The organism is Bradyrhizobium sp. DOA1 (assembly GCF_001593325.1).
Classification (GTDB): Bacteria; Pseudomonadota; Alphaproteobacteria; order Rhizobiales; family Xanthobacteraceae; genus Bradyrhizobium.
This window is the reverse complement of sequence record NZ_JXJM01000001.1, coordinates 1,614,872-1,625,646: the sequence shown is the minus strand read 5'-3', so window position 1 is coordinate 1,625,646 and position 10,775 is coordinate 1,614,872. Positions and strand designations below refer to the sequence as shown.

General features: G+C 61.9%; 14 protein-coding genes. 4 read left to right on the top strand and 10 right to left on the bottom strand.

Features of this window, described 5'->3' with window-relative positions; genetic code table 11:
* From SE91_RS07550 to SE91_RS07540, 3 genes are all read right to left on the bottom strand, one after another.
* Positions 1-843, bottom strand: an 843-nt coding sequence (locus SE91_RS07550) for a thiolase family protein (RefSeq protein WP_061847128.1), incomplete at its 3' end; no start/stop codon positions are given.
* A gap of 113 nt (positions 844-956) precedes the next feature.
* Positions 957-2,420 carry a GH1 family beta-glucosidase gene (locus SE91_RS07545; protein ID WP_061847127.1) on the bottom strand — a complete coding sequence of 488 codons (1,464 nt, stop codon included), beginning with the start codon at positions 2,418-2,420 and terminating at the stop codon, positions 957-959.
* Between the two features lie 66 nt (positions 2,421-2,486).
* Entirely contained in the window at positions 2,487-3,395 is a 909-nt protein-coding gene (locus tag SE91_RS07540) for a LysR family transcriptional regulator (protein ID WP_349540740.1), read from the bottom strand.
* Positions 3,396-3,524: 129 nt separating this feature from the next.
* On the opposite strand from SE91_RS07540, the gene SE91_RS07535 reads away from it, so the two are divergent.
* The gene (locus tag SE91_RS07535; protein ID WP_061847125.1) at positions 3,525-4,100 is read left to right on the top strand and encodes a YybH family protein; all 576 of its coding nucleotides are present in this window, start codon (positions 3,525-3,527) and stop codon (positions 4,098-4,100) included.
* Positions 4,101-4,163: 63 nt separating this feature from the next.
* Here SE91_RS07535 and SE91_RS07530 read toward each other — a convergent pair whose 3' ends face one another.
* From SE91_RS07530 to rpsU, 3 genes are all read right to left on the bottom strand, one after another.
* Positions 4,164-4,574 carry a hypothetical protein gene (locus SE91_RS07530; protein ID WP_060736678.1) on the bottom strand — a complete coding sequence of 137 codons (411 nt, stop codon included), beginning with the start codon at positions 4,572-4,574 and terminating at the stop codon, positions 4,164-4,166.
* Positions 4,575-4,635: 61 nt separating this feature from the next.
* Complete coding sequence (locus tag SE91_RS36940) at positions 4,636-4,803, bottom strand: hypothetical protein (protein ID WP_008562564.1); 168 nt, start codon at positions 4,801-4,803, stop codon at positions 4,636-4,638.
* A 286-nt stretch (positions 4,804-5,089) separates the two neighbouring features.
* Positions 5,090-5,365, bottom strand: a complete 276-nt coding sequence (gene rpsU / locus SE91_RS07525) for a 30S ribosomal protein S21 (protein WP_061847124.1) — start codon at positions 5,363-5,365, stop codon at positions 5,090-5,092.
* Positions 5,366-5,800: 435 nt separating this feature from the next.
* Between rpsU and SE91_RS07520 the strand changes: the two genes are divergently transcribed.
* From SE91_RS07520 to SE91_RS07510, 3 genes are all read left to right on the top strand, one after another.
* Positions 5,801-6,010, top strand: a complete 210-nt coding sequence (locus SE91_RS07520) for a cold-shock protein (protein ID WP_061851032.1) — start codon at positions 5,801-5,803, stop codon at positions 6,008-6,010.
* 97 nt (positions 6,011-6,107) lie between these two features.
* Complete coding sequence (locus SE91_RS37510) at positions 6,108-6,350, top strand: hypothetical protein (RefSeq protein ID WP_061847123.1); 243 nt, start codon at positions 6,108-6,110, stop codon at positions 6,348-6,350.
* Positions 6,351-6,410: 60 nt separating this feature from the next.
* A complete protein-coding gene (locus tag SE91_RS07510; protein WP_061847122.1) occupies positions 6,411-6,638 on the top strand; it encodes a hypothetical protein in 228 nt (75 codons plus the stop codon).
* Between the two features lie 77 nt (positions 6,639-6,715).
* Here SE91_RS07510 and SE91_RS07505 read toward each other — a convergent pair whose 3' ends face one another.
* The 4 genes from SE91_RS07505 to SE91_RS07485 all read right to left on the bottom strand — a co-directional run bounded on the left by SE91_RS07505 (position 6,716) and on the right by SE91_RS07485 (position 10,638).
* Complete coding sequence (locus tag SE91_RS07505; protein WP_061847121.1) at positions 6,716-6,952, bottom strand: DUF6894 family protein; 237 nt, start codon at positions 6,950-6,952, stop codon at positions 6,716-6,718.
* Complete coding sequence (locus tag SE91_RS07500; RefSeq protein ID WP_349540739.1) at positions 6,953-7,093, bottom strand: hypothetical protein; 141 nt, start codon at positions 7,091-7,093, stop codon at positions 6,953-6,955.
* 102 nt (positions 7,094-7,195) lie between these two features.
* Positions 7,196-7,531 carry a hypothetical protein gene (locus SE91_RS07495; RefSeq protein ID WP_061847119.1) on the bottom strand — a complete coding sequence of 112 codons (336 nt, stop codon included), beginning with the start codon at positions 7,529-7,531 and terminating at the stop codon, positions 7,196-7,198.
* Between the two features lie 635 nt (positions 7,532-8,166).
* The gene (locus SE91_RS07485) at positions 8,167-10,638 is read right to left on the bottom strand and encodes a TonB-dependent receptor (RefSeq protein WP_061847117.1); all 2,472 of its coding nucleotides are present in this window, start codon (positions 10,636-10,638) and stop codon (positions 8,167-8,169) included.
* Positions 10,639-10,775: the final 137 nt, after the last annotated feature.

Genomic DNA, 10,775 nt, shown 5'->3' with positions numbered 1-10,775 from the left:
GTAGGCGGGCGAGGCCAGCAGGATCGCCGCGGCGCCGTCGACGACGCCGGACGAGTTGCCGGCGTGATGCACGAAGTCGATGTCGAGATCCGGATATTTTTGCAGGATCAGGCCGCGATAGGTCGTGCCCTTGTCGTCGAGTGCATAATCGGCGATTGCGGGGAACGCGGGCTTCAGGCTGCTCAGGCCCTCCATCGTGGTCTGCGGCCGCGGATACTCCTCGTGGTCGAGCGCGAGGCTGCCATCCTCGCGGTAGACGGGGACGAGACTCTTCTTGAAGTGACCGTTCGCCATCGCATGCGCGGCGCGCTTCTGGCTCTCCAGGCCGAGCGCGTCGACATCCTGTCGCGTGATGCCTTCCAGCGTCGCGATCGCGTCGGCGCAGACGCCCTGATGCGACTGCGGATGCTTTGCCCGCAGGCGCAGATTGCCGGAATCCATCATCATCGGACCGCCGCCGCGTCGTCCCTCCATCGACATCATCTCGCAGCCGCCGGCAATGACGAGGTCTTCCGCGCCCGCCATGATCGAGCTTGCGGCCATGTTGACGCTGGTGATGCCGCTTCCGCAGAAGCGGTCGAGCGTCACGGCGCTGGCGCGCACGTCGTAGCCGGCATCGAGCGCCGACATGCGCCCGAGATCGCCGCCTTGGGTGGCGACCTGCGCGCTGCAGCCCCAGACGATGTCGTCGACATCGGCCGTGTCGATACCGGTGCGATCGGCGAGCGCGCGCAGCACGGTTGCACCGAGCTGCTGCGGATGAATGCCCGAGAGTGCTCCCTTGCCGGCCTTGCCGACGCCGCGCGGGGTCCGGCAGGCATCGATGATCAGCGCGTCAGCCATTGGCGTTGTCCTCTTGTTTTGAGCGTTGAGGACGTTGTGAATCAGGGGATGAGGGGAGTCAATGCGCGACGATGGCGCCTCTCACCCGGATTTTCCGCTACGCGTAAAATCGGCTACACCCCCGCCGCATTGTTCGCGATCACGTTGCGGTAGAAGCTGGCGCTGAGTTTTGCCGTGCGGACCTGGGTGTCGAAATTGACGTGATAGAGCCCGAAGCGCTTGCTCAGTCCGTACACCCATTCGAAATTGTCCATCAGGCTCCAGAGGAAATAGCCGCGCACCGGCACGCCTTCGGCGGTGGCGCGCTGGAGCTGCGCCAGGTAGTTGCGCAGGTACATGATGCGATCAGTGTCGTAGATCTTGCCGTCGGGCGTGACGACGTCATCGCCGGACGTGCCGTTCTCACTGATATAAATCGCATCCGTCTTCCAAATCTTGGCCGCGAGCTTCGGCACCCAGTAGATCGTCTCGGGGCCGACGCGCAGCCAGTCCGAATTCATGTGCGGGAATGATTTCGGGATCGGCAGCGGCATGAAGCCGGCGCCCTGGTCGGAGGCGACGACGTAGTTCTGCGGCGCGTAGATGTTGAGGCCGAGGAAATCGACCGGCGAGGAGATGATCTTCAGCTCCGCATCGGTGTATTTCGGTGCGTTGGGCCCGGCGAATTTGAGAAAGGCTTCGGTATACTCGCCTGTCATGATGGCGTTGAGATACCCGGCATTCATCTCGCGCAGCGCGATCTCCGCGGCGCGGACGTTCTCCGGCGTGTCGATTGCAGGCGCGCAGGCATCGATGTTCTCGGCCGGTCCCACCCTTGTGCCCGGTCGGCCGTGGGCGCGCACCGCCTGCACTGCGATCCCGTGCGCGAGCGCGCTGTTGTGCCTGATCTGGTTGACCTCGGCTTGCGGCAGCGTCACACCCGGCGCGTCGATGCCGATGCCGTAACCGAAATAGACGAAGCGGCCGCTCTCGTTCAGCGTGAACACGTTCTTGACGCGGTCGGTCAGATGCTCCGCGATATAGGCTGCATAGTCGCCGAAGATCTTGCAGGTCTCGGTCGAGCGCCAACCGCCGAAACGGTCCTGGAGCGATTGCGGCAGGTCCCAATGATAGAGCGTCAGCCATGGTTCGATGCCGTTCTTCAGGAGTTCGTCGACGAGACGGTTGTAGAAGTCGAGCCCTTTGGGATTGGGCTTGCCGTCGCCGTCGGGAAACACACGCGGCCAAGCCACCGAGAAGCGATAGGCCTTGCAGCCGAGCGCCTTGATGAGCGCGATGTCCTCCTTGTAGCGATGATAGTGCTCATTGGCGCGATCGCCCGTGGTGCCGTCCTCGATCTTGCCGGGGATGCGCACGAACTTGTCCCAGATCGAGGCCCCTCGCCCGTCTTCGTTGACGGCACCCTCGACCTGATAGGATGAGGTTGCGGTGCCCCAGATGAAGCCCGCCGGAAATCCGCTTCCGCCGCGCGGCGGCGGTGCCGGCTTGACCTCAGCCGCCTCAAGCGGATTTGCAATCCCAGCTGCGGACAATCCTGCCAGCGTGGCAAACTGGCGACGCGAGACCTTGTCCGACATTGATGCTGCTCCACTTCTCTTGGTTCGAGGCACGATCGTCAGTTCCAGGGTTCAGAAAGGGCGGATTTAGGGCCGGCCTGATCCGATTGAACCGACTACGACCTGCATCAGCCACGCGATGCCGGCGTCTCTCATCGCCGCCTTGGTTGCGATGGCCCGGATAGTATCCGGTTTGCGCGTGAAAGGCAGCTCGGCGAACACCAACCCGAAACGGCCGGCATGGTGATCCACCAATCGGCGCGGCAATGCTGCGATCAGATCAGACCCGGAAAGCTGGACCAGCGCCATCATGAAATGGGGAACGGTCAAGGCGATGCGGCGCTCGAGGCCGCGCTTGGCTAATATCTCATCGACGAAGCCGCGCGCCTCACCGCTGAGCGACACCAGCAGGTGCTGTGATTGCGAGAACAAAGTGCGGGCCGGCGCTTTTGCCAGGGGATGTCCCTTACGCATGGCCAGCACAAAATCCTCATCGTAGAGCCTGCGCGCCTCGAACCGGGGCGACACTGCCGGCAACGGCAGCATTGCGACGTCGAGCTCGCGTGTTTCGAGCATGTCGAGGCTTTGCTGCCAGGGCTGTCCGACAGCGCCGCCGCGCGACGCAGGCATCAGGTGCATCAGGGCGACGTCGATATGGGGCGCCACAGTCGCGATCGATCGCAACAGCTGAACGGATGTCGAGACCAGGACGGCATCGGGAGCGCCGATCGTGAACCGGCGGCTGCTTTTCGCGGGATCGAACGGTGCAGCCGAGCCGATCAGTTGCTCGATGCGTGCGATGATCTCGGCCACGGGCTCGCCAAGCTCCAAGGCCCGCGCCGTCGGAACGACGCCTTTCGGTGTCCGCAGAAACAGGGGGTCGTTCAGCAACAGACGGAGCCGGCCCAGCGCATGGCTGACGGCCGACGGCGTCAAGCTCAGACGCGCGGCTGCACGCGCGACATGACGTTCTTCCAGAACGACGCGGAAGAGCACGAGGAGATTGAGGTCGATCCTGGATAGATCAATTTGGTTCAGCATATTGCTGAAATCATATCGCTGGCTTCAGCAAGATCAAGGCTTCATGGATAGGGGCACCTTTGCCGTTCGATCAGGAGCCGTGACATGACTGAGACACCGCCGGGAGTGAACAAATGGCCGAACTCGCGGGACACGATGTCGCGGCGTTCGATGATGGCCGCTACGGCTGCAATGCCGCTGACCGTTCAGCTTTCGGCCGGTGCGGCCGCAGGGAACGACGCGATAGCCGGCCTCATCGAACGCGCCCGCGAGAAGAATGCCGCCTTCATGCGCGGCGACATGGATCGCTGGTTTCAGCTTGTCCGCATTGCGCAAGATTTCACGTTGATGCAGCCGTTCGGCGGGCCTGCCAGTCGTGGATTCGACGCCAGCCCCAAGCGCCTGGCCGAACTGTCGCAGTACTTCAGGGAAGGCGAAACCGAGCTCGAGGTTTTGCAGACCTACGCATCGGACGTGCTCGTCGTTCTCGTCATGATCGAACGCCAGCGGGCCGAGGTGGGTGGATTGGCGGCTCAGGACTGGTCGCTGCGCGTGACCGAAATCTACCGCAAGGATAGCACCGATTGGCAGCTCGTGCACCGTCACGCAGATCCGCTGGTGCGACGCATCACCTTGCAACAAGCGGCGACGCTCGCCCGAGGCTGGCCGGAGGAAAAATGATGTCGCTCGTCTCGCTGGGTCAGCCGGCCAATGGTTGGGGCGTCATCTTCCGCGTGACATTACTCAGCGCGAGCGCTTCGGCAACTTCGGAAGCTTGTCGGGGTTGAACGCCGGCATCTGGCCGGCTCGTTCAGACGCCGGGGACTGCTGCTGCTCCGTCAATATGAGCGTGCCCTGGAGAACCATTCCCGGAACTTGCACGGCCGTCGCCGTGTAGGTCGCGATCCTGCCGGGGCAATTTCCTTCGATGTTCAGCGTGAGCTCATCGTCGTTGCCGAAGACCGTCGCGCGTCCGTCGGTATGACGCCTCGTCGACACGGTGGCTGTGAAGCGGTCTCCGTCGATCTGGCAGGAGCCATGATACGTCATCAGGCTGTCGCGGCCCCAGATCTGTCCGTCGGCAACGTGGACGATGCCGGTCCCCTGATCGAGTGGCGTCTTGTACCACGCCGCGTAGGTGCCGTCCTTCAGCATGGGAGCCATCTCCGTTGGTGTTCCCAAGCGGATAATCCGCATCATTAGCGCTAAGAAAGCGTTAATCGCGCGGCCCGTGCCAATCCGGTAAGTCTCGCCGCAGTTCGGCTTCAAGGTCCTCGATGATGCTGTGAAGCAGACACGCGGCGAGCGGATCCGTCACTTCCCGCTCCAGACGCTTGTAACGCGCGATCTGGAATTCCTGCTCTTTCAACTGGCGCTCTGTCATCGTACGGGCCCTCCGACGAACTGACGCGGAGGCAGCCAAGTCGTTTCGTTAAAATTTTCCGATCATTTGCGATGGTTTCTGGTCGGTTAAAGGCACGAAGCAGCAATGTCGGAGCACACCGCAAGCCCGAAGCCCAGCCTCGCTCACCCCGGCCGGCTTGTCGCGACCATCGAAGCATGCACGGCGAGCAAATGTCGTGCAACCGAGCTCGCAAGGCACGCCGCCCGGTATCGTGCTGCGCGGCATCCATTTCAGATCATAGCGATACGCTCGCCAATGGCGCGCTCTATTCGGTCCGCGCCTTGATCTCCGGCAATGGTGCCTTGCGCTCGAACGGCTTCTTCTTCGGCGGTGCGGGCAGCAACCCTTCTCGGATGGCCTGCTTCCGAGCGAGCTTGCGGGCCCGGCGAATGGCCTCGGACTTCTCGCGGGTCTTTCTCTCGGACGGCTTTTCGTAGGACCGCCTCTGCTTCATCTCGCGGAAGACGCCTTCACGTTGCATCTTCTTCTTGAGAACACGGAGTGCCTGATCGACGTTGTTGTCTCTGACGAGTACGTGCATTGAGTCTCCTTGCTGATGGCTGCGAATGCGGCACGTCCTGTGGCAGCCAATCCCGCAGGAGCTTCATTCCGACTTTTGAGGATAGTGGCGGCAACGTTCGCCGCGGCTGCGCACAAGCCGATCTGCGCGTCACGGCGATGCAGCTTGGTGACATCAACGTGACCCTCTCGTGCACCGCTGTCAATCGATAACGTGTCGCCTGCGTTCAACGAAGGGCGCGCGAAGCGGCTCGATCGGAACACCTGGACGGTGGCCGCCGAAACAAATTGGCTTGCAACTTGCAAAATTGCGAACGTGCTATATGTTGAGCTTGTTCGATTAGCCGCTGTGCCTTGTTGAATGCGCCCTGCGGGCTCCTTTTCCAAAGACATCGACGAAGTTGAAGATGACGCGTGATTGTCACGCGGCATGTGCTCGCGCACTTTGGAGAAGAATATGACGACAGGTACTGTGAAGTGGTTCAACGGCCAGAAGGGCTTCGGTTTCATTCAGCCGAGCGACGGCAGCAATGATGTGTTCGTTCACATCAGCGCTGTAGAACGCGCTGGTCTGACGGGTCTCGGTGAGGGCCAAAAGGTCAATTTCGAGATCAAGACTGACAAGATGCGAGGCAAAGTCAGCGCCGAGAATCTCTCCCTGGCTTGATATCGTGGTACCGTTTCACGGATGTACTGAAACGGTTCCCCTGCCCGCTCGATCTTCGGATTGAGCGGGTTTCGTCCGTGGCGGAGGCCCGCGAGCAATGAGCGCCAGGAAATCGGCAGAGCCGTCGCCCGAGAGCATCGCACGTTCCGACCGCAAGCGTTTGGCCGCTGAAGAGGGCGCGCGTGCTTTGGCTGAGGTCGAGCGCCAGGCTGTCCAGATCCGCAGCAACATGGCGCGGCTTCGCGAGGCGCGCGAGGCCAGGGAAGCAGCCGATGAGGCCGCTCGCATCGCTTTGCCAACGCCGATGCCGAAGCAGCGTTCAAGGAAGCGGGCGCAATAGTCGCTCTCAACGCTACCGCCGACCCTGAAGGGGCCGATCACATGCCGGAGAGAGCAGATCGTGCCTAGACTCAAGCCAGACCACGGAACCATCACTTTCTTTCTCGCGTCGGGCGCAAATCGGCAGATGTGCCGACTTGCCACGACGTTCAACACGCAAAAGCAGGCGTTCAGCTATCTCCAGAAGCACCGGACGGAGTTCGAGCGCATCGCGCGGGCGCGCCTGGCTTCAGGAGAACTCGAAGACGGAATTGTCGTGCTTTCGATGCTCCAGTCTAGTCGAGCATGATCCGGATGGGCGCAGTGGTCTTGAGCAGAGATGACGCTCACATCATAGAGCAGCGATGACGCTGCGCGCCAATTTCATCAATCGCCCGGCAGAGCTCTTTCACCAACGAAAGTTGCACTGAAGACAAGGCCGATCGCGTTCCGGACCTGAATGCTCAATCCGTCGCGGCTCCTGAAGGCATCAAGCTCCCTGGTGATGTCCGCAAGAGACAGCGCCGTCTCGATCTCCGCGGCCCTTCGGCCGGTCAAACTCAACCCCTCTTCGTCGAATACGAGCGACTCCCCGTCCCAGATATCGAAATAGAAGTGCGGCACCTAAGATGCCCTGTCGGGCTTGCCGCGGCGCTCGGCTTCCCTGGCCAACCTTTCGGCTTTCAAACGTTCCCGATTTGCGTGAAAAGTCTGTTGCGCTTGCTCGTAATCGGTCGGCGGCTTCTTCGCGATCGGCTTGAACAAGTCATGGGCCTCCTTGACGGCCCGTGTGTGGGATTGCTGTCTCATGGTCCATGCCTTCTTTCTCTGCGATGTGTCTGGTGTCGGCCGGCTCTCGCTGCCGCGTTAGGTTTTTGACCGGCGCGTTGTGCTGGGTCGGTCTTTGCGCAAACGGTCGAACTCCTCGGGTCCATTGAGCAGATCCTGCTTGCGAGCGATCCGGGCATCTTCCGTCGTGGCCTTGTCGCCCATGCCATCGATGGCATCGCCAGCCATCTTGCGCGCGCGCAGCTTCTGCTGATCACGACGGTCGTGTGCCGTGAGGCCCAGTTCGATGAGGCGACCAATCGCCTCAGGTAGGGAAGTGCCGTTGTTCTGAGCCATCCACGCCTCGATGGCCTTCAGCAGGGACGCCGAAGGCCGAAAGCTTACAGCTGGCGCGAGGCTGGAACGCTTGCTCATTGGGCTCACCTAGTTTGCTGCCACCGCAGCAACGCGCCCATCGGCAGAAGATGGATGACCAACGGGCGATCGTCCGAACCGTTCCTAGGACTTGGGAGCCATTGGCCATTGAGAAATCGGCGCAGGTCGGAGCCGCATCGCCGGAAACAAGGAAGCACGCCTGCGCCATGGAGCGCGGCGCCATTGGAAGCTTGCCCCTCGAGTCTCAGGGCTTCGAGGGCTTTTAATCCCAGGGACGCTTGCCGTCCGCGTCACGATCCCAAGGTCGCGTTGTGGGTGCGCTCTTTTCGGCTTCAACCGCCTTCTCTCGGTCAGCCTTAACCTGTTCACGATCGGTCAGAGGCGGTTTCTGCGGGGAACCGACTTGAGCGCGCCGGAACTGTTGTGACCAGCGCAACCACAAGGATTTTCATCATCCCCGAGTCTAGCACTGATATCTGACCGCGTCCGAATTAGTTTGCTGCCGGAAATCCGGATCGAGTTAGTTTGACTGTCCCAACGGCCCCATCGGCCGGACTGGCTGTACAAGTGGGACAGTCTCCTTGCGGACGGTGCAAGCGTTGTTGGGCCGATGCGCCAACGTGCTGGGCGACAACACCCTGGCTTCCCGCGCGCGAAGCCGTCTCAGCTCCGCCCTAAAACGTCACCCGCATCCCCGCATAGAACGCCCTCGGCCGTGCCGGGCTCAGCGAGCGCGGATCGGTGAAGTCTGCCCCGCCATTGGTGAAGTTGGGCAAGGCATCGCGGTCGAAGAACTGGCCGTAGGTCACGTAGCGCTTGTCGAATACATTGTCGACGCGGCCGTAGAGCTGGACGTTCTTGGCGACCTGATAGGAGGTGTGGAGGTTGAAGACCGTATAGGAGGGCAGCTTGGCGTATTGGTTCGACTCGTCGCCAACTATAAATTGGTTAGAGACGAACAGCGCATTCCCGCCGACCTTCCAGACGTCAGTCACGGCATAGTCGACGCCGACCTTGACGCGGTGGCGCGGGATCGCTGGGATCTGGTTGCCAGGTCTGACCTGAATGGTCTCGGTGGCCGGATCGGCAAACGGGCTTTCCGACTCGAGTTCAAGCGGGTCAAGGTAGCGTGCGTCGACGAAGGCGTAGCTCGCCTGGAACTGGAGCGTGGGCGACTTGATATTGACCTCGGCCTCAAGCCCCTGCCGCCTTGTACGACCAACATTGGTAAAATAGCCAAAGCCGGTCCGGCCAACGACCGGCACAGCCATGATGTCGTCGTGATTGGTGGCGCGAAAGCCGCCAACCTTCCATCCGAGCGTGCCGATGTTCAGCTCCGCGGTGCCGCGGAAGCCCGCTTCCACCGTCTTCGAGACGACCTGCTTCAACGGTGGATCCGAAACCAGGAAAGCCGCAATGAGACAAGGTCTGGCGGGATCGGAGCAGCCGAGCTCGAGCGGCGTCGGCACGCGGTTCGCCTCGGAATAGCCGGCATAAGCCGTCAAGCCCGGCATGATCTTGTAGGTGCCACCGACAACCGGATTGAAGCGCATGAAGGTGTGGTCGCCATTGAGCGCGGTCCCGAGCTGATCTTCCAAGGTGATCCGCGCCGCGTTGAAGCGTCCGCCGCCCGTGACGGCGAAGGCATCCGTGACGTTGAAGGTGTCCATCGCATAGACGCCGTTATATTGATTGATGGTCCGCAGCGAGACGGGGCCCGCGATCGGGTCTGCCGCTGGAGTTGGACCGAGAAAAACGCCGCTGCCGGTGACGACGTAGTTCTCACCCATCGAGCCGATCTCGGAGCTGGCGTTATAGCGCGTGACGCCGGCGTCATAGGTTGCGCCAACGACGAAGCGGTTATCATGGCCGAACAGTTGATCGACGTTGGTGGCTTGCCCCGACACGCCGAATGTGGACGAACGGATTGAGCCCCGGTCGATCGCGCCGAGGACCGTTCCCGGAGCGAAAGGATTGGCGAGCTGTACGCCGCCCGCACCGTTGGCAGGCGTGGTGTCGTCGCCAAAGCAAAGCAACGCGGGATCTACCGCGCACTCCTCCGCATCGGTCGGATTGCCGTCGACGATGTTCTGCTCGAACCTGCGCACATGGGCGGTGCCTTCGAACGTCCAGGTCGGCGTCGCATCGACTTTTGCGGTCAGGTTGAGATAGCCAACGCGGTTGGTCGTGGTCTGCGGCGTCGTGTAGGTGGCGCCCCAATATTTATCCAGCAGCTCGGCCGGGACGACGGCGCTGGCGCCAAATTTGTTCTTGGCGGCTCCCATGTTGACATGGAATTCGCTGTCGCCGGTCCTATATCCGACATCGCCGTAGAAGCGCCTCACCTCGGATTGCGAAAAATTGCGGAAGCCGTTGTCGCGTATCCCTTCGAGCGCGCCGTAGACCGCATAGTTCTGGTCGACCTGCTTGCCCCATTGCGCCGAGCCCTGGATCCGGCCGAACGAACCGCCCATGAGGTCGACTTCTGCACCCTGATAGGTGAAGCCGTCCTTCATTTGCAGGTTGAGGGCGCCGCCCAGCGCGTTGAGGCCGAAGGCTGGATTGTTGGTCACCAGTGTCACCGACCTGATCGCGGCCGTTGGGATCAGGTCCCAATTGACGGCGTCCGAAAACGCTTCGTTGATGCGGACGCCATTCTGGTAAACGGCCAGACCTTGCGGCGTGCCCACCACGGGCGACGCAACGAAGCCGCGGAACTCGATATCGGGCGTGAACGGATTGCCGGTGACCTCGCTGATGTTGACGCCGGGGATGTTGTCGCGCAGCGCATCGGTGATGTTCAGCGAGTTAGTGCGCCTGATCTGGCTGGCATCGACGGCATTGATCGCCGACGGGACCTTGTCGACGTCGAGACCCCGGCCGGTGCCCGGCGAAGTCGGGTAGACGTAAAGGCGTGTCCTCGGCGCGGCAGATCCCGGCGCGCCTATGCGCGCCACCGGTCGCGACGGCGCCGCGCGCCGCGTTGCCGGCGGTGGTGCGGTCACCTCGACCGGCGGCAGGTTCTGGACGTTGGTCTCCTCGTCCGGAGCGGCCCCGGCAGGGCCGGCACAGACCACACCCGCGACCAGCCCGGTCGATACCGAAGCCATCAACAAACGAAACTTGAACGAAAGAACCTTGCCCATCCCCGCCTTCCCATCCGCAACGACCGGCTGTTTTGATTTTTCCGCCGATTTGTCCAGACGAGTTTATTCGGCCGCAATGGGTGCGCCAGCCACAAAAGATCGGGCGGTATCCACACCCGTTTTCCCGATCGGATCGG